Consider the following 24,055-nt stretch of genomic DNA (forward strand, 5'->3'; position numbering starts at 1 on the left):
CCGGAGGAGTGCAGTGGCAGCCAACGACCGGGCAGCAGCTCCCGGAAAATCCGGTGGGAGTGCCGGTGCCGATGGCCTGATGCGCGCCTCGCTGAGCGCCGTGGCGCCCGGCACGCTCCTGCGTGACGGCCTGGAGCGGGTCCTTCGCGGCAACACCGGCGGTCTGATCGTGCTCGGCTCCGACAAGACCGTCGAGTCGATGTGCACCGGCGGTTTCGTGCTGGACGTGGAGTTCACCGCGACCCGACTGCGCGAGCTGTGCAAGCTCGACGGCGGCATCGTGCTGTCCTCGGACCTGTCGAAGATCCTCCGGGCGGGCGTGCAGCTCCTGCCGGACCCGACGATCCCCACCGAGGAGACCGGCACCCGGCACCGTACGGCGGACCGGGTCAGCAAGCAGGTCGGTTTCCCCGTCGTCTCCGTGTCGCAGTCGATGCGGTTGATCGCCTTGTACGTGGACGGGCAGCGGCGGGTCCTGGAGGATTCCGCCGCGATCCTGTCCCGGGCCAATCAGGCGCTGGCGACCCTGGAGCGGTACAAGCTGCGGCTCGACGAGGTCGCCGGCACGCTGTCGGCGCTGGAGATCGAGGACCTGGTGACGGTCCGGGACGTCTCCGCGGTCTCCCAGCGGCTGGAGATGGTGCGCCGCATCGCCACCGAGATCGCCGAGTACGTGGTGGAGCTGGGCACCGACGGGCGGCTGCTGGCGCTCCAGCTGGACGAGTTGATCGCCGGTGTGGAGCCGGAGCGGGAGCTGGTCGTGCGGGACTACGTGCCCGAGCCGACCGCGAAGCGGTCCCGCACGGTCGACGAGGCGCTGGCCGAGCTGGACAAGCTCAGCCACGCCGAGCTGCTCGAACTGTCCACGGTGGCCCGGGCGTTGGGGTACACGGGATCGCCCGAGACGCTGGACTCGGCGGTGTCCCCGCGCGGCTTCCGGCTGCTGGCGAAGGTGCCGCGGCTGCCCGGCGCGATCATCGACCGGCTGGTGGAGCACTTCGGCGGGCTGCAGAAGCTGCTCGCCGCGAGCGTGGACGACCTGCAGACGGTGGACGGCGTCGGCGAGGCGCGGGCGCGCAGTGTGCGGGAGGGGCTGTCGCGGCTGGCGGAGTCGTCGATCCTGGAGCGCTACGTCTGACCGTCCGCGCCGGCGTCAGTCGTCCTTGAGCACGAACGACGTCCGCGCCTTCTCGAACCCCGCGGCCTTCACCTCCACCAGGTAGGTTCCCGCCCCGGCCGAACCCGCCGGGGGCGTCCCGCACTCGGGGGCGCTCGGCTTGCGGTCCCACTTCACGGTGGACGTGATGCCGCTGTCGGCGGCCACCCGGTACGCGAGGCTCCCCGAGCCCTTGGGGCAGTCGTCGGAGGACCAGTACGCGTCGTCGCCGCTCGCCGGAGTGATCGTCAACACCGCGCGCTTCGGACCGAGGTCGATCTTGCAGTCGCTGCCGGAGGTGTTCCGGGCGGTCAGTTCGAAGGTGGGCGTCTGGCCGGGCGAGTAGGAGTTGCGGACGCTGCGCACGCTCAACTCGACCGCGTTCGCGGTGCAGTCGGGCAGGCTCGACCCGGCCGGCAGCGCGTCGCCCGCGCCGACCCCGGTCGCCGGGCCGCCGCCACCGGAGCCGCTCGATCCGCCGGAGCCGTCCCCACCGGCCTCACCGGACCCTGAGCCTGCCCCGGACCCGTCACCGGAACCGCCGCCCTCGCCGGAACCCGACCCCGAACCGCCGGAGCTTCCGCCGCCCGACTCGTCCCGTCCGCCCGGCGCCTGGCTGATCGCCGGCCCGGAACCCGAGGGACCGGGGGTGATCGACGGCGCGGGGTGCTTGCCGTCGGCGCCGTCCTCGTGGTCCTTCCCGCCGCCCCCGCCGCCGACGACCACGACCCACGTGACCAGCAACGCCAACAGGGCGACCACGGACAGCAGTACAGCCCTCCGTCGCCAGTAGATGGAGGAGGGAAGCGGACCGACCGGATTGCGCAGAGATCCCACGGCGCAAACTGTACGAGAGATCGACGCGTTCCCTCGTCCCACCCGCCGCTCGGACTCGCAACTTTTCCGGATCATCATTCCGGAGAGGCCCCGGTACCCCTGCCGATCGTCAGGTGCCGCACATGCCGATCGCAGGGTGTGACCGGATCGCCCCATCGCCTACGGTCAGTGACCATGACCTTTGAGGACGACGATCTCTACCGCGACATCACCGGCTTCGCCCACGACACCCCGGCATGGGTACAGCACACGGCGGAGGTGTGGACGGAGGCCGGACTGCTGCTGTTCGCCGCGCTCTTCGTCGTCGGATGGTGGCGGTCGCGGCGCGACAGCCCCCGGTCCTTCGCGATCGCGGTCCTTGCACCCGTGGCCACGGCTGTGGCGTACGTGTGCAGCGAACTGCTCAAGTCCGGTGTCACCGAGGAGCGTCCGTGCCGGGCGGTCACCGGCGCGGTCGCGTCGCTGGCCGCATGCCCGGCGAGCGGCGACTGGTCCTTCCCCAGCAACCACGCCACCATCGCGGGTGCCGCGGCCGTCGCCCTGGCCCTCGTCCGGCGCGCGCTCGTCCTGCTGACGGCACCCCTCGCCCTGCTGATGGCCTTCTCCCGCGTCTTCGTCGGCGTCCACTATCCGCACGACGTCGCCGCCGGCCTGCTGTTGGGCGCCACCGTCGCCGTCGCCGCCGTACGGCTGGGCACCCGTCCGGCGACACGGCTGGCCGACGCCCTGCGCGCCTCGTCGGCGCCCGCCGCCCGGTGGCTCGCCGGGCCGGGTCCGGCCGTCGCGCCCGCGGCGGCGTACGCCGCCGCGCACCGGCGGCGGTGAGGTCTCACGCGTCCGGTTCGACGAGCCCCGCCTCGTACGCCACGATCGCCGCCTGCACCCGGTTGCGCACCCCCAGCCGGTCCAGAACCGCGCTCACGTACGCCTTCACCGTGCCCTCGACGAGGTGCAGCCGGGCGGCGATCTCCGGGTTGGACAGGCCGGCGCCCACGAGGCCGAGCACCTCGCGCTCGCGCGGGCTCAGCCGCGCCACGCGCGCGCGGGCGTGTTCCTCGCGGGCGAGACGGCCGACGCCCCCGCCCCCGCCGAGGTCCTCGATGACGTACCGGGCTACCTTCGGCGACAGGAACGCGGCGCCGTCCGCCACCGCCCGCACGCCCGCCATCAGCTCGTAGGGGTCACCGGACTTGAGCAGGAAGCCGGTGGCGCCCGCGGCCAGCGCGCGGGCCACGTAGGCCTGTTCGGAGAAGGTGGTCAGCATGGCGACGGCGGTGCCGGGGACGGTGCGCACGATCTCCTCGGCCGCCGCGAGGCCGTCCAGGCGGGGCATGCGGATGTCCAGCAGGGCGACGTCGGGGCGGTGGGCGCGGGCGAGTTCGACCGCCTCGCGTCCGTCACCGGCCTCCGCGACGACCTCGCTCTCGCCGCCGCTCGCCAGGATCGCGCGCACCCCGGCCCGCACCATCGCCTCGTCGTCGGCCAGCAGGACCCGGATCACCGCACGAACTCCTCGTACTCCTCGCGCCCTTCGCCGGACAGCCCGACGCGGGGGACGACGTCCTTGGCGACCAGGCGGCCCCCGTCGTCGAAGCAGAGCCGGAAGTGGTCCACGGAGACCAGGAGTTCACCGCTCGCCCGGTAGTAGCGGCACTCGGCGCCCTCCGGCGGCGCGGGCGCCCGGTCGGAGGGCGGGTCGTGCACCACGCGGTCCGGCAGTGCCTCCGCGACCTGCGCGAGCGGCGTCCCCAGGGACAACTCGGCGTACGCGCCCGGGCTGAGCACCGAGTGCGTCTCCGTGTACGCGTACCAGGCGAAGGCCGCACCGACCAGGACGGCTCCGGCGCCGGCGGCGGCGCCCAGGCCGAGGGCGACGCGGCGGCGGGCCCGGGCGAAGGGCGTGGCCGCAGTCGCGGGGACGGGCGTGGCGACGGTGTCCTGCGCGGGGACGAACGCCCGGACCCGGAACCCCTCGCCGTGCGGGCCCGCGTCGAGGTCGCCGCCGACCGAGGTCACGGCGGCGCGCAGCCCGAGCAGGCCGGAACCGCCCGCCGAGGGCGAAGCCGTCCCGGTGGCCCGGCCGTTGGTGACGGTGACCGCCGTGCCGCGCGCCCGGCCGGTGACCGCGACGACGACGGGGGCGCCGGGGGCGTGCCGGGCCGCGTTGGTCAGCGCCTCGCGCACCACGCGGTGCAGCAGCCGTCCGGTGATCCCGGCGGGGTCCGGGGCGGGTGCGGTGTCCGGCGGGTCCCAGCGCACCGGGAGCCCCGACTCGGCGGCCCGGGCGACGAGTTCCTCGACGCTCTCGCCCGCCGGGGCCAGCGGGGCCGGCTCGTCGGCCTCGCGCAGGACGCCGATGATGCGGTGCAGCCGGTCCGTCGCGTCGGCGGCGGCCGCCCGCAGGTCGGCCGCGGCGGCGCGGTGCTCGGCGGCGAGCCCGGGGGCGACCTGGAGGGCGCCGGCGCGCAGGGCGATCAGGCTCAGTTCGTGGCCGAGGGAGTCGTGCATGTCCTGGGCGATCCTGGCCCGCTCCCGCAGCCGGGCCCGCTCCTCGGCGTGCCTTTGTTCGTCCTCCAGCCGGGCCGCCCTGAGCCATCCGGCCTCGGCGAGCGCGCGGCTCTGCCGCCAGTAGCGTCCGCCGAGCCAGGGGAAGACGCAGCCGAAGAGCAGCGTGCCGGTCATGACCAGCCACTCCGGCGCCGGGTCCACCCCGGTCAGCGCGATCCGCGCCGTGCCGGCGACGCCCACCGCGGCGAAGACGGCCGCCGCGGGACGTGCCCGGGTCGCGCGCAGGCCGAGGAGCAGCGCGAGGACGGCGAGCGCGGGACCGTGGGAGAGGCTGAACAGGGCGGGCGCGGTGGCCAGGCCCAGACCCGCGGCCAGGGAGAACGCGGTGAGGGGGCGGCGCCGGGCGAGTACGGCGGCCGCGGCGAGCACGACCGGACCGGCCGCCTGCTGCCACGGGGGCCGCGGCTCGTTCAGCCCGAGCCGGTCCGCGGTGACCGCCGGGACGGCGAGGACCGCCCAGAGCAGGACACCCCGGCCGATCGAGCGGCCCCGCACGAACCGCCGGAGGATGCCGGAGCCGGCACGGCCGGTGGACCCCGCACGGCTCACGGAACCGGCCCGGCCGCCGGACGCGGCCCTGTCAGCGGTACCGGCACCGTCACCGCTCCCGGCCCTGTCGCCGAGTCCGACACGGCCGTGGTGCCCGGGGCGGCCGTCCGGCCCGGTGCGGCCGTCGAGCCGGGTGCGCGAAGGCCGGTGGAGACGTTCCATGCGTCCGACGCTACAAGCGGCCGGCGGGGCGGCGCCCCTGCCGATCGTCAGGTGCCGTGGCCTCCGTCGGTGGCGGTGCGCCCGTGCGGCCCTCCTCCCGTGGCAGGATCGGAGAGTCATGACTGCGCCCACGAAGCCCCCGCACAACGGACCGACCGGCCCCGCGGCCCCCGTCGCCCCGTCCGTTCCCGCGTCCGCCGCCCCGGTCGTGTCCGGCGAACCGCTGCACTCCCCCGTCATCGACTGGTTCGACGAGCACGCCCGCGACCTGCCGTGGCGGCGCCCCGAGGCCGGCGCGTGGGGCGTGATGGTCAGCGAGTTCATGCTCCAGCAGACGCCGGTGAACCGGGTCCTGCCCGTGTACGAGCAGTGGATGGCCCGCTGGCCGCGCCCCGCGGACCTCGCCGCGGAGGCCCCCGGCGAGGCCGTCCGCGCCTGGGGCCGGCTCGGCTACCCGCGCCGCGCCCTGCGCCTGCACAGCGCCGCGGCCGCCATAACGGAACGGCACGGCGGGGACGTGCCGGCGGACCACGCCCAGCTGCTGGCCCTGCCCGGCATCGGCGAGTACACGGCCGCTGCGGTCGCCTCCTTCGCCTACGGCCGGCGGCACGCCGTGCTGGACACCAACGTCCGCCGCGTCTTCGCCCGGGCGGTCACCGGTGTGCAGTACCCGCCGAACGCCACCACCGCCGCCGAGCGCAAGCTGGCGCGCGCGCTGCTGCCGGACGACGAGGCGAGGGCCGCCCGCTGGGCCGCCGCGTCCATGGAGCTGGGCGCACTGGTGTGCACGGCCCGCAACGAGGCGTGCCACCGCTGCCCGATCGCCGCGCAGTGCGCCTGGCGGCTCGCCGGCAAGCCCGCGCACGACGGGCCGCCGCGCCGCGGCCAGACGTACGCGGGCACCGACCGGCAGGTGCGCGGACGGCTGCTCGCCGTGCTGCGCGAGGCGCACGGGCCGGTGCCGCAGGCGGCGCTGGACCGGGTGTGGCACGAACCGGTCCAGCGCGCCCGCGCCCTGGACGGCCTGGTCGCCGACGGTCTGGTGGAGCCGCTGGCGGACGGGATGTACCGGCTGCCGCTGAGCTGACGCACAGCGGGATCACAGCGGACGGATCACGGTGTTCGCCGTCGTGCGGTCTTCCGTCACGACGGCTCAGCCGGACAAATCACCTTATAAGGCACTCAAGTCGCCTACCGCCGTGTCCCGTTCCGGGGTTCGTTACACAACCGACGGACAGCCGAGGGTCAGCCGCAGGCTGCTTCGCACAGCCCCGTGACAACGCTTCCCTACCTTCGTTTCCGTGCCCACGGGCACGGGGGACGAGGGACCACAGGCAGGAGACCGGCGGATGACCAGCCGCCGGTACACGGGGATCGGAAGGCGGTTGACCATGGCGCAGGGCGAGGTGCTCGGATTCGAGGAGTACGTCCGCACCCGGCAGGACGCGCTGCTGCGCAGCGCCCGGCGGCTGGTCCCGGACCCCGTCGACGCCCAGGACCTGCTCCAGACCGCGCTGGCGCGGACGTACCGCCGCTGGGAGACCATCGAGGACAAGCGGCTGGCGGACGCCTACCTGCGCCGGGTGATGATCAACACCCGGACCGAGTGGTGGCGGGCGCGGAAGCTGGAGGAGGTGCCGACCGAGCAGCTCCCGGAGTCCTGCGTGGACGACTCCACCGAGCAGCACGCGGACCGCGCCCTGCTGATGGACGTCATGAAGGTGCTCGCCCCGAAGCAGCGCAGCGTCGTGGTGCTGCGACACTGGGAGCAGATGTCAACGGAGGAGACGGCCGCCGCCCTCGGCATGTCGGCCGGAACGGTCAAGAGCACGCTGCACCGGGCGCTCGCCCGGCTCCGGGAGGAGCTGGTCGCCCGCGATCTGGACGCGCGGGCGCTGGAGCATGAGGAGCGGGAGCGTTGCGCGGCCTGACCGTCGGTCGGACACCCGGGGAGAACCGGAAGAGCGTGCAGGCGACGAGTACGGCGGTGGCCGTGTTCGTCGCCGTCGGCGTTTCCCTCTCCGGCTGCGGGGCCGGGGGCACCGGAGCGCGCGACGAGGGCCCGGCCCACGCGGACGCGGTCGGCGGCGCCGCTTCCGCCTCCCCGGCGCCCGCGGCCTCCCCGTCCAAGGTCCCCGACCGGGTGGACGCGGTCCGGCTCGTCAAGGCCGACCCCGAGGTCTCCGCGGAGGTCAAGCGCGAGCTGAAGCCGTGCGTCGCCGACGAGTACCCCATCGACGTGTCGTACGGGGAGCTGACCGCGAACGCCGCCGAGGACGTCGTCGTCAACGTGCTGACCTGCGGGGACGGGGTGGGCGTGGGGAGTTACGTGTACCGCGAGAAGGACGGCGGGTACCAGAATGTGTTCCGGGCCGAGGAGCCTCCGGTCTACGCGGAGATCGACCGCGGCGACCTGGTGGTGAGCAAGCAGGTGTACGAGAAGGGCGATCCGGTGTCGAGGCCGTCCGGCGTGAACGTGATCACGTACCGCTGGTCCGGGGGGCGCTTCGCCGAGGCCTACCGCACGCACAACGACTACAGCAACGCCGTCGGGGCCGCGCCGGCTCCCGCCCCGGACAGCTGACGCTCCGGACGGCTGCCGCGCAGGGCGGGTGAACCGATCGGGCCGCTCGGACCGATCGAGAGATGAACGCGGTGCGCGATCCCCGCGTCCGCCGGGTGACGACACGTGCGTCCGGCGACCGTGACCGCGACCGACCATGACAACGAGGACTGAGAGCACCGGGATGGCAGACCAGACCCACGTCCTGTTCGTCGAGGACGACGACGTCATCCGTGAGGCCACGCAGCTCGCCCTGGAGCGGGACGGCTTCGCGGTCACCGCGATGCCCGACGGGCTGTCGGGCCTGGAGGCGTTCCGCGCCGACCGCCCGGACATCGCGCTGCTGGACGTCATGCTCCCCGGCCTCGACGGCGTGAGCCTGTGCCGCCGGATCCGGGACGAGTCCACCGTGCCCGTGATCATGCTGTCGGCGCGGGCGGACTCCATCGACGTGGTGCTGGGTCTGGAGGCGGGTGCCGACGACTACGTCACCAAGCCGTTCGACGGGGCCGTCCTGGTGGCCCGCATCCGTGCGGTGCTGCGCCGCTTCGGCCACGCCACCGGCGGCGACCGGGCCGACGCGGGTGCCGGGGGCGTGCTCACCTTCGGCGAGCTGGTGGTCGACACCGACGGCATGGAGGTGCGCCGGGCCGGGCAGCCGGTGGCGCTCACCCCGACCGAGATGCGGCTGCTGCTGGAGTTCTCCTCCGCGCCGGGCACGGTGCTCTCGCGCGACAAGCTCCTGGAGCGCGTCTGGGACTACGGCTGGGGCGGTGACACCCGCGTCGTCGACGTCCACGTGCAACGGCTGCGGACGAAGATCGGCCAGGACCGGATCGAGACGGTCCGCGGCTTCGGCTACAAGCTGAAGGCCTGAGCGGGGACATGCGGGGGTTCATCCGACGCCCGGCCGCCTCGCTCCGGCGGTGCGCGGGCATCCGTACGGGACTGCGGTGGAAGCTCAGCGCGGCCATCGCGCTGGTCGGCGCGCTGGTGGCGGTCGCCCTGAGCCTGGTCGTGCACAACGCGGCCCGGGTGTCGATGCTGGACAACGCGCGCGACCTCGCGGACGACCGCGTCCTGATCGCCCAGCGCAACTACGAGCTGTCCGGGCGCCTGAACTTCCCGAACGCCCAGATCGACGACCCCGAGCTGCCGGCCGGGCTGCGGAAGAAGGTCGAGGACGGGCGCAGGGCGACCTACGTCTCCGAGCGGGCGAACGGGGTGACGGACATCTGGGCCGCCGTGCCGCTCAAGGACGGGCACGTGATGTCCCTGCACTCCGGGTTCACCGACCGCAGCGCGGACATCCTCAAGGACCTCGACCAGGCCCTGGTCATCGGCTCCATCGCGGTCGTCCTAGGCGGCAGCGCGCTCGGCGTGCTCATCGGCGGGCAGCTGTCGCGCCGGCTGCGCAAGGCCGCGACCGCCGCGAACCAGGTCGCCAAGGGCGAGCCGGACGTCCGCGTCCGGGAGGCCATCGGCGGCGTCGTCCGGGACGAGACCGACGACCTCGCGAGCGCCGTGGACGCGATGGCGGACGCCCTCCAGCAGCGGCTGGAGGCCGAGCGCCGGGTCACCGCGGACATCGCGCACGAGCTGCGCACCCCGGTGACCGGGCTGCTGACCGCCGCCGAGCTGCTGCCGCCGGGCCGGCCCACGGAGCTGGTGCTGGACCGGGCGAAGGCCATGCGCACGCTGGTGGAGGACGTCCTGGAGGTGGCCCGGCTGGACGGGGCCTCGGAGCGGGCCGAGCTGCAGGACATCGTGCTGGGCGACTTCGTGTCCCGGCGGGTGGCGGCCAAGGACCCGGACGCGCGGGTGCTCGTGGTGCACGAGTCGGAGGTCACCACCGACCCGCGCCGCCTGGAGCGCGTGCTGTTCAACCTGCTCGCCAACGCGGCCCGGCACGGCAGGCCGCCCATCGAGGTCAGCGTCGAGGGCCGGGTGATCCGGGTGCGCGACCACGGCCCCGGTTTCCCCGAGGCTCTGCTCGCGGACGGACCGAGCCGTTTCCGCACCGGCAGCGCGGACCGGGCCGGCCGCGGGCACGGGCTGGGGCTGACCATCGCGGCCGGACAGGCCCGGGTGCTCGGCGCCCGGCTCACCTTCCGCAACGTCCGGCCCGCCGGAGCGCCCGAGCACGTACCGGCCGAGGGCGCGGTGGCGGTGCTGTGGCTGCCGGAACACGCGCCGACGAACACCGGGAGCTACCCGGTGCTGCCGGACCGGTCGTCGCGGGGGGTGTCCTGACGGGCGGGCCGGCCGGGGGCCGGGGGGTGTGGTTCGGATCGTGCCGGGGTCGTGGGGTCCGGCACGCGCGTCCGCGGCGTCGTCGGTCACGGGGCACCGCCGCCCGGAGCCGGCCCGACCCGGACGACACCCCCTAGCAGGAGAAGTCCTCGTCGGTGTCGAGACCGCCCTCGCGGCGCTGGGTGAAGGAGAACCAGTTGCCGGAGTCGTCGCGGAAGAAGGCCTCCGTGCCGTACGGGCGCTCCTGCGGCTCCTGGAGGAACTCGACGCCGCGGTCCTTGAGCTTCTGGTAGTCGCCGTGGATGTCGTCGGTGGTCAGGACGCCGGGGCCGAGCGCGCCCTTGGCCACCAGCTTCCTGATCATCTCGGCGGATTCGGGGTCCGAGGAGCCGGTGCCCGGGACCATCAGCGTCAGTTCGACCTCGGGCTGGCTCGGGGAGCCGACCGTGAGCCAGCGCATGCCGCCCTCGCCCATGGTGATGTCCGTGCGGACCTCGAGGCCCAGCTTCTCGGTGTAGAACCGCTTGGCGCGTTCCTGGTCGAGGACCCATACGGTCGAGATGGCGAGACCCTTGATCATGACGTGCTCCTGTCTGCGCGACGGGCCGTTCCCGCTCGCCTGTCACGGTAGGCAGCGCGCCGCTCAGGTCGCTTCTCTGGAATTGCTCCGTGCGCGGGCGTCCGGCCCGGCGCGGAAGGCGCCGGCCCAGAGCATGGCGTAACAGCCCGGGATCAGGGCGGCCCCGCGGTCCACGTGCTCCCTCCGGTACTCGCCGGGGGTCAGGCCGGTCCACGCCTTGAACCGGGTGCAGAAGGTGCCCAGGCTGGTGAAGCCGACCAGGTGGCAGATCTCGGTGACGGTCAGGTCCGCGGTGCGCAGCAGGTCCTCGGCCCGCTCGATGCGGCGGTGGGTGAGGTACTGGCCGGGCGTCTCGCCGTACGCCTCCTTGAAGGCGCGCAGGAAGTGGTAGCGGGAGTACCCGGCGTGTGCGGCGACCGTGTCCAGGTCGAGCTCCGGGTCGGCCCAGTCGCGGTCCATGGCGTCCTTGGCCAGCCGTAGCTGCCGCAGCTTGTCCATGCCGCCGATGGTGGCACGCGGCACTGACACCGGCCGTCTCCCCGCCCGGGCGCGGACATGCCGAGGGCCCCCGGGCGGCGGCGCTCCGGGGGCCCTCGGGAACGGGATCAGACCGGCTCCGTCACCGGCGCCTTCGCCGTCGCGGCGTCGTCGCCACCGGCGGGGCCGTCCGCCGCCTTCGGTCCCGTCCCCTTGAGCGGGACCTCCTTGACGAACACGGCCGCGACCAGCGCGAACACGGCGATCACCGCGCCCAGCAGGAACGCTCCGTGCGTGCCGGCGGACACCGCGTGCTGGTAGGCCTCGCGCGCCGCGTCCGGCAGCTTGGCCAGGCTCGCCGCGTCCAGCTGCGCCGACTGCTCGGTCACCTTGCTGCCCAGCGCCCCGGCCTTCTCGGCCATGACGTCCTGGACGCGGTGGTTGAACAGGGCGCCCATGATCGCGACGCCGAAGGAGGAGCCGAGGGTGCGGAAGAGGGTGGTGGACGAGGACGCGACGCCCATGTCCTTCATCTCCACGCTGTTCTGCGCCACCAGCATGGTGATCTGCATCAGGCAGCCCATGCCGAGACCGACCACCGCCATGTACACCCCGGAGGTGAAGCGGCTGGTGTCCGTGTCCATCAGCGACAGCAGGAAGAGCCCGACGGTCATGAGCGCGCCGCCGGCGATCGGGAAGGCCTTGTAGCGGCCGGTGCTCGTGGTGATCCGCCCCGCGACCATCGAGGTGACGAGCATCGCGCCCAGCATCGGCAGCAGCAGCAGCCCGGAGTTGGTGGCGGAGGCGCCCTGCACCGCCTGCTGGTACAGCGGCAGGAAGAGGGTGGCGCCGAACATCACGAAGCCGGTGATGAAGCCGATGAGGGACATCAGCGTGAAGTTGCGGCTGCGGAAGATGTGCAGCGGTACGACGGGCTCGGCGGCCCTGGTCTGCCAGAACACGAACCCGACCAGCGCGGCGATCCCGATGCCGATCAGCTCCATGATGCGCGCGGAGGTCCAGGCGTACTCCGTGCCGCCCCAGGTGGTCACCAGCACGATGGCGGTGATGCCGATGGTCAGCAGCACGGCGCCCAGGTAGTCGATGCGCGCGTCGCTGCGCTTCTTCGGCAGGTGCAGGACGGCGCTGACGGCGACCAGCGCGACCACGCCGAGCGGCAGGTTGATGTAGAAGGCCCAGCGCCAGCCCCAGTGGTCGGTGATGGTGCCGCCGACCAGCGGTCCGCCGATCATCGCCAGCGCCATGACGCCGGCCATCATGCCCTGGTACTTGCCGCGCTCCCGCGGCGGGATCAGGTCGCCGATGATCGCCATGACGCCGACCATCAGACCGCCGGCGCCGAGACCCTGGACGGCGCGGAAGCCGATGAGCTGGCCCATGTCCTGGGCCATGCCGCTGAGTGCCGAGCCGACCAGGAAGATCACGATGGAGGACATGAACGAGCCCTTGCGCCCGTACATGTCGCCGATCTTGCCCCACAGCGGGGTGGACGCGGCGGTGGCGAGGGTGTAGGCGGTCACCACCCACGACAGGTGTTCCAGACCGCCCAGCTCACCGACGATCGTCGGCATCGCCGTGCCGATGATCATGTTGTCGAGCATCGCGAGCATCATCGCGATCATGAGCGCGAGCAGGACCACCCGCACGCTCTTCGGCTGTTTCCCGCCGTCGGTGTCGACGGCCTTGCCCGTCGGTGTGTCCGACATCGCTGCCACTCCCCCAGCTACCGCTCTGCATCCGCTACTTACTTGCCGACCGGCAAGTTGACTACACTCGGGAAGGTAGACGCGTAACTAGCCGGGCGTCAAGTAAGTTTTCCGGAACGTGCGCGGAGCAGGAGGTGCGTAGGAGGATGGGCGGCACGATGGACGGCACCAAGCAGCAGCGACGCCGCGGGGACACCCGCCAGCGCATCCAGGACGTGGCCCTCGGACTCTTCGCCGAGCAAGGGTACGAGAAGACCTCGCTCCGCGAGATCGCCGAGCGCCTGGACGTCACCAAGGCGGCGCTGTACTACCACTTCAAGACCAAGGAAGAGATCCTCGTCAGCATCTTCGAGGATCTCTCACGGCCGATCGAGGACCTGATCGAGTGGGGCCGGCTCCAGCCGCACACCCTGGAGACCAAGCAGGAGATCGTCCGCCGCTACAGCGAGGCACTGGCGGGCGCGGCACCGCTCTTCCGCTTCATGCAGGAGAACCAGGCCGCGATCCGGGAACTGCGCATCGGGGAGATGTTCAAGACCCGTCTCCTGGGTCTGCGGGACATCCTCATGGACCCGGAAGCGGACCTGGTCGACCAGGTCCGCTGTGTGAGTGCGCTGTTCACGCTGCACGCCGGGATGTTCGCCCTCCAGGACGTGGAGGGCGACCCCGAGAAGAGGCGCGAGGCCGTGCTCGAGGTCGCCACCGACCTGGTGACCCGGGCGCACCGGGGAGCCGGGGGCTCCTGACCGGCCGCGTTCAGCCGGTCAGGAGCTGATCGTCCCGACCGGCAGGCCGCGTCGCGGTCAGACGGTCACGCCGTGCGCGCGCAGGAAGGCGACCGGGTCGACGGCGGAGCCGTAGTTCGGGGTCGTGCGGATCTCGAAGTGCAGGTGCGGACCGCTGGAGTTGCCGGTGTTGCCGGACTTGGCGATGTGCTGGCCGGTCTTCACGACCTGGCCGATCCTTACGTCGATCCGCGACAGGTGGGCGTACTGGGAGTACGTGCCGTTGCCGTGCTTGATGACGATGGCGTTGCCGTAGGCGGGGCCGTCACCGGCGCCGTTGCCGCCGGCCTTGACGACGGTGCCGCCGTGGGCGGCCACGACGTCGGTGCCGAGCGGCACGGCGAAGTCCTGGCCGCTGTGCTTGTGCGCCCACATGCCGCCGTTCTGGGCGAACTTCGCGCTGAGCGCGTACTTCTTGACCGGGTCCACCCAGGAGGCCGCCTTCTTCTTGGCGGCGACCTGCTTGGCGCTCGCAGCGGCCTTCGCGGCCTTGGCCTGCGCCGCTGCCTGGGCCTCCACGGCGTTCGCGACGGTGGACGTACCGGAAGCCGCCGTGGTGCCGTTGGCGGCCGCGACCCCTGCTCCCAGTGCGACCGAGGCTCCGAGGCCGGCGGCCATCACGGCGGCGCGGGTGCGGACGGTGGTCGTACGGGAAGAGCGGGACGTGACACGCGAGAACATTCGAACCTCATGGGGACGGGAACACAGGAACGCCCCTCCGGCCGGATGCACAGGCACTCGCCGGGCGGGCTCCACCTTGGTAACCCGACGGGCCATAACCGCACAAAGGTGTGACCTACGACCCCAACTAGTACTTCAGCGTGAAACTTCCCGAGTCCTTACAGACCAGCCATTCCGGACAAAACCAGCTCAGAGCCCTGCGTACGGGCCGATGATTCGAGGCGGTCTGTCCGTTTTCGTAGCTCTTGCGACTTCGACTATTCCCCGTAGTACCGGGCAAATCGCCTGTGCGGCACATCACCGGGGATCATGATCGAGAAGCCGGTGGATGTGACCTGGGCTACCCCCTCCCCGACTAACGCACCACTCGCGCAAGGCCGTTCGGACGCCCCGGATCGTGGCCGAGGCCACACCGATCGGGTCCCCCACGTGCCACTACTCGCCGGTAACCCAATCGTTGCCGTCCCGCCACTTGTCCGGACGAACATGCACGCGTCAATTTTGGTGCCGTCAGGCATCCGCGCAGGCATGAGAGGACCCCACCCCCCATGACCGAACAGAACGGACAGACCGGACAGGCCGACCGGACCGGCCGGGCCGCCCAGGAGGGACCGGCGAGAGGGTCCGGGCGTGTCAGGAAGCGCGCGCTCGGCACCGTCGCCGTCACCGCGGCCGCGCTCACCGTGGCCGTCACCCCGGCCGGCGCCGCCCCCGCCACGACCACCGGTACGGCGGCCGGGACGGCCGATGCGGCCGCCGCCGACGTCGACTACGCCACCTGGCAGCGGGACGTCCGGGCCGTGATGGACCAGGCCCTGCCGTACCTGAAGGAGCGGATCGCCGACGCCGCGCCCGGCGAGAAGCAGGCGGTCGTCCTCGACATCGACAACACCTCCCTGGAGACCGACTTCGGCTTCAGCTACCCGCAGCCCGCCAACCGCCCGGTCCTGGAGGCCGCCCGGTACGCCCAGGAGCACGGCGTCGCCCTCTTCTTCGTCACCGCCCGGCCGGGCATCGTCGCGGCGCCCACCGAGTGGAACCTCGACCACGCCGGCTACGAGTCCTCCGGCCTCTACGTCCGCGGCTTCCTCGACCTGTTCCGCAACGTGGCCGAGTACAAAACCGCGCAGCGCGCCCGCATCGAGTCGAAGGGCTACACGATCATCGCCAACATCGGCAACACCCCCACCGACCTGTCGGGCGGCCACGCCGAGAAGACGTTCAAGCTGCCGGACTACGGCGGCCGGCTGTCCTGACCCCCCGATAGGCTCCTCTCGTCGACCGACCACGGGGGTGGTGCATGGAACCGGCGGTGCTCGGCGGGAAGTTGGCGTCCAGTCTGGTCGCCCCGCTGGTGAAGAAGCTGTTCGTGACGGACGGGCCGGGCGCCGGGCTGGTCGACAGGCCGGTCCGGCTGTCCCGCCTGGTGTCCTTCCGGGGCGAGCGGCGCCGCCTCGGCGAGGCGGAGGTGCGGGGGCTCGCCGGCCGGCTGGTCGGGGCGTCCCTGGACTCCCCCGGCGAGCCGCCCTTCCCGCGTGCCGAGGAGACCGCCGTCACCGATGCCCTGACGGCCCGTCTGCTGGCTCTCGGGGACCTGGACATGGACGACGTCCAGGCGGTCCGGCTGGGCCACCGGGAGCTGGCCGCCCGGCTGCGGCGGCACGCTCCCGGTGCCGGTGCCGGCCTGTCCGCCGACGCCGGCCACTTCCTCGACTCCGCGACGGAGTGGGCCTGCCTGCACGTCCTGGAGTTCTTCACCCGGCGCTCGACGTTCGTCGCGCGGACGCTGGTGGAACAGACACGGGCGCAGACGGAACTGATCGCCAAGGTCGACGAACTGATCGCCCGCACCCCGCGCCCCGACGCCCGCGACACCGCCTTCGAGCGCCGCTACCTGCCGTACGTGGCCGAGCAGTACAACCACATCACCATCTACGGCCTCGACCTGCGCGACTCCCCCGACCGCTGGCCCCTCGAAGTCGCCTACCTGAGCCTGGAGGCGACCACGGGCGAGGAACGGCCCGCCGCCCTGCCGGAGGAGCACCTCGGCACCCACGTGGCCGTGCGCCTTCCCGCCGAGGACGCCCTCACGGCACACGACCGCGTGCTGCTGCGCGGCGACGCGGGCTCCGGCAAGACGACGCTGGTGCAGTGGCTGGCGGTGACCGCCGCGCGCGCCGGCGACCGGGTGCCGCACGTCCTGCCCCTGCGCACCCTGATCCGCGCGGGCGCCCTGCCCTCCCCCGCCGCCTTCCTGACCGCCGTGGGCTGCCCGCTCTCCCCGCCCGAGGGATGGGCGGAGCGCGTCCTCTCGGCCGGAAGGGGCCTCCTCCTCGTCGACGGCCTGGACGAGATCCCCGCCGCCGACCGGCACCGCGCCCGCGACTGGCTGCTCGCCCTGGTCCGCGCCTTCCCCGGCAACCGCTGGCTGCTCACCACCCGCCCCACCGCCGTACGCCCCGACTGGCTGACCGCCGAGGGCTTCCGGGAACTGGCGCTGACCCCGATGCGGCGGCCGGACGTGGCCACGTTCGTCCAGCGCTGGCACACGGCGGCGCGGGCGCCCGAGTACGAGGCGAAACTGCTGGACGCCCTGCGCACCAAGCGCGATCTGGCCCGCCTCGCCACCAACCCGCTGATGTGCGGCCTGATCTGCGCCCTGCACCGCGAACGGCGCGGCTACCTCCCCACCGGCCGCAAGGAGTTGTACGACGCCGCGCTCACCATGCTGCTGGCCCGCCGGGACCGGGAACGGGGCATGGACGCGATGGAGCTGGGCGAGGAGGCCCAACTGGAGCTGCTCCAGCGGCTGGCGTACGCGCTGGTGCTGAGCGGACGCACGGAGATGGCGGTGGAGACGGCCGAGGGGATCGTGGAGCGCTGCCTGCCGTCGGTCGCCTCCGCGACGGGGCACGGTGACGCGGCGACCGTCCTGCAGACGCTGCTGCTGCGCAGCGGGCTGCTCCGCCGGCCGGCCGAGGAGGTCCTGTCCTTCGTGCACCGCACCTTCCAGGACTACCTGGGCGCCCGGTACGCCGTCGAGGAAGGCCATCTGGACGTCCTGGCCGGCCACGCCCACGACACCCAGTGGGAGGACGTGATCCGCATGGCCGTGGCGCACGCCCGGCCCCGGGAACGGGCGGTCCTGCTGCGGCGGCTGCTGGCCCAGAACACCGCGCGCCTGACGCTGCTGGCCCTGGCCTGCCTGGAACACGCGACGGCGCTGGACCCGGCGGTGCGGGCAGAGGTGGAGGCACGGGCGGCGGCGCTGATCCCGCCACCGTCCACCCAGGCGGCGAGGGTACTGGCGGACGCGGGCCCACTGGTGCTGGAGCTGCTGCCGGGGCCGGAGGGACTGACGGACGCCGAGGCGCACGGCGTCACGGTCACGGCATCACTGACGGCTGCGCTCGAACCGGAAGGGGCCCTGGCCGTGCTCCGCCGGTTCCGGGAACATCCCTCGCTGGACGTGAGGCGGCAGCTGGCGGGAACGTGGCACCGGTTCGATCCGGAGGAGTACGCCCGGGAGGTACTGGACCACCTCGATCGCACGGAGCTGCTGCTGACCTGCGAAACCGACGCGCACCGTGCGGCCCTCGCCGGGATGCGGCCGTGGAACCGGGTCGGCTTCCGGGGGGAGCACGGGGTGTCCGAGATCATCGCGTGCCTGACCGAACCGGACGCGGTCGAGGAACTGCGCCTGAGCGACAACGGGGGACTGACGGATCTCGGGGCGCTGACGGATCTGGGCTCCCTGAAGCGCCTGGTGCTGTCCGCCTGCGGAACGCTGCGGGGCATCGGACAGCTCACGGCGCTGCCGCTCAGGTCCCTCGTGCTGGTCGCGGTCCCGGACCTCACCGACCTCGGTGAAGCGGACTCGCTCCGGCATCTGTCCCTGATACAGCCGCTGTCCGTGGACCGGCTGACCGACTGCCTTCCCCTGGCGGCGCCGCTGGAGTTCCTCTCCCTCGGCCGGGGGACCACGGCCACCACCGGTCTTCGGGGCCTGTCGCACTGGAAGACCCTGAGGTGCCTCAGTCTGGCCCCGAGCACGGCGCTGACCGCCCCGGACTGGGCGGAGGTGGCTCGGCTGCCGTTGCTGACCGACCTGTGGCTGAAGGCGTCGCTCCTCCCGGAGGGGCTCGGGCCGATGCCCTTCCTGCCCGGCGTCACCCGGCTGCGCCTCACGGCCTGCCGGGGGGACGAGGACGTCTCGGTGCTCTCCGCCCGCCTGCCCGACGTACGCTCCGTCACGGTCCAGGCCGCCCCGGGCGCCCGCGTCACCGCGGACCGGTTCGCGGCCGCCTTCCCGGACGTGGAGGTGACCGTGGAGGCGGGCTGACGCCACAAAGGGGGCTGCCCGGGACCGAAGTCCCGGGCAGCCCCCTTCACAGGCTCACCCCGGAGGGTTACGCGTCCTTGCTCAGGTTCGGCCCGGCGCCGCCGGCCGCCTGCTCGATCGGCGGGACGTCGGGGAGGGCCGACTTCTCCTCACCCCGGAAGGTGAAGGTCTTGGCGTCGCCCTCGCCCTCGGTGTCCACGACCACGATGTGACCGGGGCGCAGCTCGCCGAAGAGGATCTTCTCCGACAGCGAGTCCTCGATCTCGCGCTGGATGGTCCGGCGCAGCGGCCGGGCGCCCAGCACGGGGTCGTAGCCCTTCTTGGACAGCAGCTCCTTGGCGGACTGGGAGAGCTCGATGCCCATGTCCCGGTCCTTCAGGCGCTCGTCCACCTTGCCGATCATCAGGTCGACGATCGCGAGGATGTCCTCCTGCGTCAGCTGCGGGAAGACGACCACGTCGTCGACACGGTTGAGGAACTCGGGGCGGAAGTGCTGCTTGAGCTCGTCCGACACCTTGTTCTTCATGCGCTCGTAGTTGGTCTTCGTGTCGCCCGCGGCGGCGAAGCCCAGGTTGAAGCCCTTGGAGATGTCCCGGGTGCCGAGGTTGGTCGTCATGATGATGACCGTGTTCTTGAAGTCCACGACCCGGCCCTGGGAGTCGGTCAGACGACCGTCCTCCAGGATCTGCAGCAGCGAGTTGAAGATGTCCGGGTGGGCCTTCTCGACCTCGTCGAAGAGGACGACCGAGAACGGCTTGCGGCGCACCTTCTCCGTCAGCTGACCGCCCTCCTCGTAGCCCACGTAACCGGGGGGCGAACCGAAGAGGCGGGAGACCGTGTGCTTCTCGCTGAACTCCGACATGTCGAGGGAGATCAGCGCGTCCTCGTCGCCGAAGAGGAACTCGGCGAGCGCCTTGGACAGCTCGGTCTTACCGACGCCGGACGGGCCGGCGAAGATGAACGAACCACCCGGACGCTTCGGGTCCTTCAGACCGGCGCGCGTACGGCGGATCGCCTTCGAGAGCGCCTTGACGGCGTCCTTCTGGCCGATGACCCGCTTGTGGAGCTCGTCCTCCATGCGCAGCAGGCGCGAGGACTCCTCCTCGGTCAGCTTGAAGACCGGGATGCCGGTGGCGGTCGCGAGGACCTCGGCGATCAGCTCGCCGTCGACCTCGGCGACGACGTCCATGTCGCCGGCCTTCCACTCCTTCTCCCGCTTGGCCTTGGCGGCCAGGAGCTGCTTCTCCTTGTCGCGCAGGGAGGCGGCCTTCTCGAAGTCCTGCGAGTCGATCGCGGACTCCTTGTCGCGGCGGACGCCGGCGATCTTCTCGTCGAACTCGCGCAGGTCCGGCGGCGCGGTCATCCGGCGGATGCGCATCCGGGAACCGGCCTCGTCGATCAGGTCGATCGCCTTGTCCGGCAGGAAGCGGTCCGAGATGTAGCGGTCGGCGAGCGTCGCCGCCTGGACCAGGGCCTCGTCCGTGATGGAGACGCGGTGGTGCGCCTCGTAGCGGTCGCGCAGGCCCTTGAGGATCTCGATCGTGTGCGGCAGCGACGGCTCCGCGACCTGGATCGGCTGGAAGCGGCGCTCGAGGGCCGCGTCCTTCTCCAGGTGCTTGCGGTACTCGTCCAGCGTGGTCGCACCGATGGTCTGCAGCTCACCGCGGGCCAGCATCGGCTTCAGGATCGAAGCGGCGTCGATGGCGCCCTCGGCGGCACCCGCACCGACCAGCGTGTGCAGCTCGTCGATGAACAGGATGATGTCGCCGCGGGTGCGGATCTCCTTGAGCACCTTCTTCAGGCGCTCCTCGAAGTCACCGCGGTAGCGGGAGCCGGCGACCAGCGCGCCGAGGTCCAGGGTGTAGAGGTGCTTGTCCTTGAGGGTCTCGGGCACCTCGCCCTTGACGATGGCCTGCGCGAGGCCCTCGACGACGGCGGTCTTGCCGACGCCGGGCTCACCGATCAGGACCGGGTTGTTCTTGGTGCGGCGGGACAGCACCTGCATGACCCGCTCGATCTCCTTCTCGCGCCCGATGACCGGGTCGAGCTTGGACTCACGAGCGGCCTGGGTGAGGTTCCGGCCGAACTGGTCGAGGACCAGGGACGTCGAGGGCGTGCCCTCGGCAGGCCCGCCGGCGGCGGCGGTCTCCTTGCCCTGGTAACCGGAGAGCAGCTGGATGACCTGCTGCCGCACCCGGTTCAGATCTGCGCCCAGCTTGACCAGGACCTGGGCGGCGACGCCCTCGCCCTCGCGGATCAGGCCGAGCAGGATGTGCTCCGTGCCGATGTAGTTGTGGCCCAGCTGGAGGGCCTCGCGGAGCGACAGCTCCAGGACCTTCTTGGCACGGGGGGTGAAGGGGATGTGACCCGACGGGGCCTGCTGGCCCTGCCCGATGATCTCCTCCACCTGCTGGCGGACCGCCTCGAGCGAAATCCCGAGGCTCTCAAGGGCCTTGGCGGCGACACCCTCACCCTCGTGGATCAGGCCCAGGAGGATGTGCTCGGTGCCGATGTAGTTGTGGTTGAGCATCCGGGCTTCTTCCTGAGCCAGGACGACAACCCGCCGCGCGCGGTCGGTGAACCTCTCGAACATCGTTAATCGCTCCTCAGAGCGGTCAGGCAGTGGGGGGAACTTCCCCTCCCTGTCCTTCCGCAGCTTAGTCCCGCAAGCGGGGACCGCTCATTCCAACTGCCGACACCGTCGATGGCCTCCTGACCCCTGACGCCGACATCTGCCACAACCCGATGGTGCGAGACGATGTTCCCGCAGGCCAGGCACTTACCCCGCTCGCCAGTACGCCGATGGCGAACGTGAGACGGCCCGTTCTGCGTGTCGCCCCCTCCCACTAGGGATGTCTTACCCGCTGGGACTGACACTCCATGCCGCGCGCACCGGTTCCCTCCGCTACGGGCGAACAACCTTGCGCCACCCCACACTCCCGCGCGCGCCCTTTTCCGGAACCCAGCGAAATCACTTGACCACCCAGCGTAACCCGAGCGCCTTTTCGACGGTTGCAGATGGCATGGCCGGCGTCCTGCCCACGACCTCCACGGTGCCGTTCCCCCGCCGGCCGCCCGAAGGGAGCGGGGCGTGGGAGCGGGCGCGGTCCTGGTACGAGAGCGGCCTCGGCTGGCCGACGGAGCCCGGGACCCCCGTACGGCTTCGCGTGGGGATCCGCTTCGACGTCCTCGACGTCCCGGCCGAGGCCGGCCATGCGGCGCTGCGGCGCCGGAAGCACGGCTTCCCGGTGGCGCTCCGGGGCGAGCGGATGCTGCTGCTGGTGGCCGCGGGCGGCGCGGACGAGCTGCCCGGGCTGCTGGACTGGCTGGAGTGGGGCTCCCTGGCGCTCGACCTGCGGGCGGTCGGCGCGGGCGGTCTCATGGACGCGCCCCTGCCCCCGGAGTCCGGCCCGCCGTCGTCGCCCTCGCGGGCTCCGGCGGGCCGTGGCGTTCCGCAGGGGGCCGCCGTGTGGCTGCGGCCCCCCGAGACGGGGAGCGAGGTCGAGACCTCGCTGCCGACGCTGTCGACGCTGTCGGCCCTGGGCGGCGCGAGGACCGCCCCCGACCTGGCGCGACTGGTGCACACGCTGGCGACGCAGTGCCACCGGATCCGGCTCTCCCGGGCGCCGCGCTGAGGGCGTGCGGGCCGACAGCGTGCGTGCCGGGTGTGTGCGGGCCGGGTCGGTGGCGTGGCCGGAGATCAGCCGTTGGCCTCTTCGTAGGCCTGCCGAATCGCCGCGGGGACCCGGCCACGGTCGTTGACCTCGTGGCCGTTCGCCTTCGCCCAGGCGCGGATCGCCGCGGTGTCCTGGCTGCCGCCCGAGGAAGCGCGCGTCTTGCCCCGGCCGCCCGAAGCACGGCCACCGGTGCGGCGGCCGCCCTTCACGTAAGGCTCGAGAAGACCGCGGAGCTTCTCCGCATTGGCGGTGGTGAGATCGATCTCGTACGTCTTGCCGTCCAGCGCGAACGTCACCGTCTCGTCCGCCTCGCCGCCGTCGAGGTCATCGACAAGAAGGACCTGAACCTTCTGTGCCACCGGATTTCCTTTCATCGATAACGTGAGGGCCGGAGGTCCGTCGGCGTCCGCCGTATCGCCGCCCCTTGTTATATGCAGTACTGCAGTACGCCGGAAAGCAAACCGCTTTTGCCGGAAAAACACAAACCCCCGGCGGGAACCCGCAGTCCCCCTCCGGCCCGGAAAGGTGCGCGTTTCGGACATAGGGAACCCGCACACGGTCCGACGGTGGAATAAACCTGGCGACGGGTTGCGGATGCGGGCGGATGCGAGGGGTTCCTCGCGGGTCGTCTCTCGGCGGCTCTCGGCGGCTCTCGACGGCTCTCCGCTGTCGATCACAGATGCAGAAGCATCCGGCTGTTGCCCAAGGTGTTCGGTTTCACCCGTTCGAGCCCCAGGAACTCCGCCACGCCCTCGTCATAGGAACGCAGAAGCTCGGCGTAGACATCCGTGTCCACGGGCGTCTCTCCGATCTCCACGAAGCCGTGCTTGCTGAAGAAGTCCACTTCGAAGGTGAGACAGAAAACGCGGCGAACACCCAGTCGGCGTGCGGTCTCCAGCAACTTCTCCAGCAGCCGATGACCGACGCCGGCGCCCTTCAGGCCCGGCTTCACCGCGAGAGTACGGACTTCCGCGAGGTCTTCCCACATCACGTGCAGGGCACCGCAGCCGACCACCTCGGCGTTGTCGTCCCGTTCCGCGACCCAGAACTCCTGGATGCTCTCGTAAAGCGTCACCATCGCTTTGTCGAGCAGGATGCGGTCACGGACGTACTCGTCGAGGAGCCGGCGTACGGCCGGGACATCGCTGGTGCGGGCCCGCCGGACGGTGATGGCAATTGACATGTGGGGACGCTATCGCTCGCCGGTGTCCGCCACCGAGCCGGGTCCCGGCGCGGGGGTTTCCGGACCCTGCACGATGCGGATGGCGTCCCTGAGTGCCTGTCGCTGTTCCTCGCTCATCATGCCGAAGAAGGCGATGAGAGCGGCGGCGGGGTTGTCGCTCTGCGACCACGCGTCGTTCATCAGCGCGGCGGCGTAGGCGGCGCGGGTGGAGACCGCCTCATATCGATAGGCCCGGCCCTCCGCCTCGCGGCGCACCCAGCCCTTCTGATGGAGATTGTCCAGGACGGTCATGACGGTGGTGTACGCGATCGACCGTTCCTGTTGGAGATCTTCCAGGACTTCTCGAACGGTCACCGGGCGGTTCCACTTCCACACCCGCGTCATGACCGCGTCTTCGAGTTCTCCCAATGGGCGAGGCACCCTCCCGACAATAGTGGGGAACCAGGGCGATCGCGCACCGGACGTGCCCTTTCGCTCACTTCCGTGGGCGAGTGGGGCAAAAAGGGCGTACGGCT

Annotated in this window: 22 protein-coding genes; 11 read left to right on the forward strand and 11 right to left on the reverse strand. The window is 72.0% G+C overall.

Annotation, left to right across the window (positions count from 1 at the left end; genetic code table 11):
- Nucleotides 1–13: 13 nt before the first annotated feature.
- Nucleotides 14–1,138: a DNA integrity scanning diadenylate cyclase DisA gene (gene disA / locus ACZ4V6_RS06715; RefSeq protein ID WP_077799043.1), complete on the forward strand. Its 1,125-nt coding sequence runs from the start codon at nucleotides 14–16 to the stop codon at nucleotides 1,136–1,138.
- Nucleotides 1,139–1,153: 15 nt separating this feature from the next.
- On the opposite strand, the gene ACZ4V6_RS06720 is transcribed toward disA, so the two are convergent.
- Nucleotides 1,154–1,993, reverse strand: a complete 840-nt coding sequence (locus tag ACZ4V6_RS06720) for a hypothetical protein (RefSeq protein ID WP_467823204.1) — start codon at nucleotides 1,991–1,993, stop codon at nucleotides 1,154–1,156.
- 174 nt (nucleotides 1,994–2,167) lie between these two features.
- On the opposite strand from ACZ4V6_RS06720, the gene ACZ4V6_RS06725 reads away from it, so the two are divergent.
- Entirely contained in the window at nucleotides 2,168–2,818 is a 651-nt protein-coding gene (locus ACZ4V6_RS06725; protein ID WP_467823206.1) for a phosphatase PAP2 family protein, read from the forward strand.
- 4 nt (nucleotides 2,819–2,822) lie between these two features.
- Here the strand turns inward: ACZ4V6_RS06725 and ACZ4V6_RS06730 are convergent, their stop codons facing one another.
- Both ACZ4V6_RS06730 and ACZ4V6_RS06735 read right to left on the reverse strand, forming a co-directional pair.
- Complete coding sequence (locus tag ACZ4V6_RS06730; RefSeq protein WP_467823208.1) at nucleotides 2,823–3,494, reverse strand: response regulator transcription factor; 672 nt, start codon at nucleotides 3,492–3,494, stop codon at nucleotides 2,823–2,825.
- Nucleotides 3,491–5,272: a sensor histidine kinase gene (locus ACZ4V6_RS06735; RefSeq protein WP_467823210.1), complete on the reverse strand. Its 1,782-nt coding sequence runs from the start codon at nucleotides 5,270–5,272 to the stop codon at nucleotides 3,491–3,493. Before ACZ4V6_RS06735 ends, ACZ4V6_RS06730 begins: the two co-directional genes overlap by 4 nt.
- A 118-nt stretch (nucleotides 5,273–5,390) precedes the next feature.
- Between ACZ4V6_RS06735 and ACZ4V6_RS06740 the strand changes: the two genes are divergently transcribed.
- The 5 genes from ACZ4V6_RS06740 to cseC all read left to right on the forward strand — a co-directional run bounded on the left by ACZ4V6_RS06740 (nucleotide 5,391) and on the right by cseC (nucleotide 10,088).
- Nucleotides 5,391–6,359, forward strand: a complete 969-nt coding sequence (locus tag ACZ4V6_RS06740) for an HhH-GPD family protein (protein WP_467823212.1) — start codon at nucleotides 5,391–5,393, stop codon at nucleotides 6,357–6,359.
- 304 nt (nucleotides 6,360–6,663) lie between these two features.
- Nucleotides 6,664–7,203 (forward strand): SigE family RNA polymerase sigma factor, encoded by a 540-nt coding sequence (locus ACZ4V6_RS06745; protein ID WP_467824315.1) that lies wholly within the window; start codon nucleotides 6,664–6,666, stop codon nucleotides 7,201–7,203.
- The gene (locus ACZ4V6_RS06750) at nucleotides 7,191–7,856 is read left to right on the forward strand and encodes a hypothetical protein (RefSeq protein ID WP_467823214.1); all 666 of its coding nucleotides are present in this window, start codon (nucleotides 7,191–7,193) and stop codon (nucleotides 7,854–7,856) included. Before ACZ4V6_RS06745 ends, ACZ4V6_RS06750 begins: the two co-directional genes overlap by 13 nt.
- A 163-nt stretch (nucleotides 7,857–8,019) precedes the next feature.
- On the forward strand, nucleotides 8,020–8,712 hold the full coding sequence (gene cseB, locus ACZ4V6_RS06755) for a two-component system response regulator CseB (RefSeq protein WP_467823216.1): 693 nt from the start codon (nucleotides 8,020–8,022) through the stop codon (nucleotides 8,710–8,712).
- A gap of 8 nt (nucleotides 8,713–8,720) precedes the next feature.
- A complete protein-coding gene (cseC, locus tag ACZ4V6_RS06760; RefSeq protein ID WP_467823218.1) occupies nucleotides 8,721–10,088 on the forward strand; it encodes a two-component system sensor histidine kinase CseC in 1,368 nt (455 codons plus the stop codon).
- Between the two features lie 133 nt (nucleotides 10,089–10,221).
- On the opposite strand, the gene ACZ4V6_RS06765 is transcribed toward cseC, so the two are convergent.
- The 3 genes from ACZ4V6_RS06765 to ACZ4V6_RS06775 all read right to left on the reverse strand — a co-directional run bounded on the left by ACZ4V6_RS06765 (nucleotide 10,222) and on the right by ACZ4V6_RS06775 (nucleotide 12,872).
- On the reverse strand, nucleotides 10,222–10,668 hold the full coding sequence (locus tag ACZ4V6_RS06765) for a VOC family protein (protein ID WP_467823220.1): 447 nt from the start codon (nucleotides 10,666–10,668) through the stop codon (nucleotides 10,222–10,224).
- A gap of 63 nt (nucleotides 10,669–10,731) precedes the next feature.
- On the reverse strand, nucleotides 10,732–11,196 hold the full coding sequence (locus tag ACZ4V6_RS06770; RefSeq protein WP_467823222.1) for a helix-turn-helix transcriptional regulator: 465 nt from the start codon (nucleotides 11,194–11,196) through the stop codon (nucleotides 10,732–10,734).
- A gap of 77 nt (nucleotides 11,197–11,273) precedes the next feature.
- Nucleotides 11,274–12,872 (reverse strand): MDR family MFS transporter, encoded by a 1,599-nt coding sequence (locus ACZ4V6_RS06775; protein WP_467823225.1) that lies wholly within the window; start codon nucleotides 12,870–12,872, stop codon nucleotides 11,274–11,276.
- A gap of 146 nt (nucleotides 12,873–13,018) precedes the next feature.
- Here ACZ4V6_RS06775 and ACZ4V6_RS06780 point away from each other — a divergent pair, with 146 nt between their 5' ends.
- Entirely contained in the window at nucleotides 13,019–13,618 is a 600-nt protein-coding gene (locus ACZ4V6_RS06780) for a TetR/AcrR family transcriptional regulator (RefSeq protein ID WP_467823228.1), read from the forward strand.
- 57 nt (nucleotides 13,619–13,675) lie between these two features.
- Here ACZ4V6_RS06780 and ACZ4V6_RS06785 read toward each other — a convergent pair whose 3' ends face one another.
- Entirely contained in the window at nucleotides 13,676–14,338 is a 663-nt protein-coding gene (locus ACZ4V6_RS06785; RefSeq protein WP_467823231.1) for a M23 family metallopeptidase, read from the reverse strand.
- Nucleotides 14,339–14,886: 548 nt separating this feature from the next.
- Here ACZ4V6_RS06785 and ACZ4V6_RS06790 point away from each other — a divergent pair.
- Nucleotides 14,887–15,594, forward strand: a complete 708-nt coding sequence (locus ACZ4V6_RS06790; RefSeq protein ID WP_467823233.1) for an HAD family acid phosphatase — start codon at nucleotides 14,887–14,889, stop codon at nucleotides 15,592–15,594.
- A gap of 44 nt (nucleotides 15,595–15,638) precedes the next feature.
- A complete protein-coding gene (locus ACZ4V6_RS06795; protein ID WP_467823236.1) occupies nucleotides 15,639–18,680 on the forward strand; it encodes an NACHT domain-containing protein in 3,042 nt (1,013 codons plus the stop codon).
- Nucleotides 18,681–18,747: 67 nt separating this feature from the next.
- On the opposite strand, the gene ACZ4V6_RS06800 is transcribed toward ACZ4V6_RS06795, so the two are convergent.
- Nucleotides 18,748–21,273 (reverse strand): ATP-dependent Clp protease ATP-binding subunit, encoded by a 2,526-nt coding sequence (locus ACZ4V6_RS06800; protein WP_467823238.1) that lies wholly within the window; start codon nucleotides 21,271–21,273, stop codon nucleotides 18,748–18,750.
- Nucleotides 21,274–21,703: 430 nt separating this feature from the next.
- On the opposite strand from ACZ4V6_RS06800, the gene ACZ4V6_RS06805 reads away from it, so the two are divergent.
- A complete protein-coding gene (locus ACZ4V6_RS06805) occupies nucleotides 21,704–22,315 on the forward strand; it encodes an SCO3374 family protein (RefSeq protein ID WP_467823240.1) in 612 nt (203 codons plus the stop codon).
- A 65-nt stretch (nucleotides 22,316–22,380) separates the two neighbouring features.
- On the opposite strand, the gene ACZ4V6_RS06810 is transcribed toward ACZ4V6_RS06805, so the two are convergent.
- The 3 genes from ACZ4V6_RS06810 to ACZ4V6_RS06820 all read right to left on the reverse strand — a co-directional run bounded on the left by ACZ4V6_RS06810 (nucleotide 22,381) and on the right by ACZ4V6_RS06820 (nucleotide 23,948).
- A complete protein-coding gene (locus ACZ4V6_RS06810; protein ID WP_077799058.1) occupies nucleotides 22,381–22,716 on the reverse strand; it encodes a histone-like nucleoid-structuring protein Lsr2 in 336 nt (111 codons plus the stop codon).
- 314 nt (nucleotides 22,717–23,030) lie between these two features.
- On the reverse strand, nucleotides 23,031–23,540 hold the full coding sequence (locus tag ACZ4V6_RS06815) for an amino-acid N-acetyltransferase (RefSeq protein ID WP_403521633.1): 510 nt from the start codon (nucleotides 23,538–23,540) through the stop codon (nucleotides 23,031–23,033).
- Nucleotides 23,541–23,549: 9 nt separating this feature from the next.
- Nucleotides 23,550–23,948, reverse strand: coding sequence for a BlaI/MecI/CopY family transcriptional regulator (locus ACZ4V6_RS06820; RefSeq protein ID WP_385472356.1), 399 nt, complete (start codon nucleotides 23,946–23,948; stop codon nucleotides 23,550–23,552).
- Nucleotides 23,949–24,055 lie beyond the last annotated feature (107 nt).

It is taken from the genome of Streptomyces sp. NPDC029152, assembly GCF_055564355.1.

Bases quoted from the DNA above. Each gene is read 5' to 3' on its own strand.
- ACZ4V6_RS06725 (WP_467823206.1), top strand. From the start codon at position 2,168: ATGACCTTTGAGGACGACGATCTCTACCGCGACATCACCGGCTTCGCC.
- ACZ4V6_RS06735 (WP_467823210.1), bottom strand. From the start codon at position 5,272: ATGGAACGTCTCCACCGGCCTTCGCGCACCCGGCTCGACGGCCGCACC.
- ACZ4V6_RS06740 (WP_467823212.1), top strand. From the start codon at position 5,391: ATGACTGCGCCCACGAAGCCCCCGCACAACGGACCGACCGGCCCCGCG.
- ACZ4V6_RS06745 (WP_467824315.1), top strand. From the start codon at position 6,664: ATGGCGCAGGGCGAGGTGCTCGGATTCGAGGAGTACGTCCGCACCCGG.
- cseB (WP_467823216.1), top strand. From the start codon at position 8,020: ATGGCAGACCAGACCCACGTCCTGTTCGTCGAGGACGACGACGTCATC.
- cseC (WP_467823218.1), top strand. From the start codon at position 8,721: ATGCGGGGGTTCATCCGACGCCCGGCCGCCTCGCTCCGGCGGTGCGCG.
- ACZ4V6_RS06765 (WP_467823220.1), bottom strand. From the start codon at position 10,668: ATGATCAAGGGTCTCGCCATCTCGACCGTATGGGTCCTCGACCAGGAA.
- ACZ4V6_RS06775 (WP_467823225.1), bottom strand. From the start codon at position 12,872: ATGTCGGACACACCGACGGGCAAGGCCGTCGACACCGACGGCGGGAAA.
- ACZ4V6_RS06780 (WP_467823228.1), top strand. From the start codon at position 13,019: ATGGGCGGCACGATGGACGGCACCAAGCAGCAGCGACGCCGCGGGGAC.
- ACZ4V6_RS06785 (WP_467823231.1), bottom strand. From the start codon at position 14,338: ATGTTCTCGCGTGTCACGTCCCGCTCTTCCCGTACGACCACCGTCCGC.
- ACZ4V6_RS06790 (WP_467823233.1), top strand. From the start codon at position 14,887: ATGACCGAACAGAACGGACAGACCGGACAGGCCGACCGGACCGGCCGG.
- ACZ4V6_RS06795 (WP_467823236.1), top strand. From the start codon at position 15,639: ATGGAACCGGCGGTGCTCGGCGGGAAGTTGGCGTCCAGTCTGGTCGCC.
- ACZ4V6_RS06800 (WP_467823238.1), bottom strand. From the start codon at position 21,273: ATGTTCGAGAGGTTCACCGACCGCGCGCGGCGGGTTGTCGTCCTGGCT.
- ACZ4V6_RS06805 (WP_467823240.1), top strand. From the start codon at position 21,704: ATGGCCGGCGTCCTGCCCACGACCTCCACGGTGCCGTTCCCCCGCCGG.
- ACZ4V6_RS06815 (WP_403521633.1), bottom strand. From the start codon at position 23,540: ATGTCAATTGCCATCACCGTCCGGCGGGCCCGCACCAGCGATGTCCCG.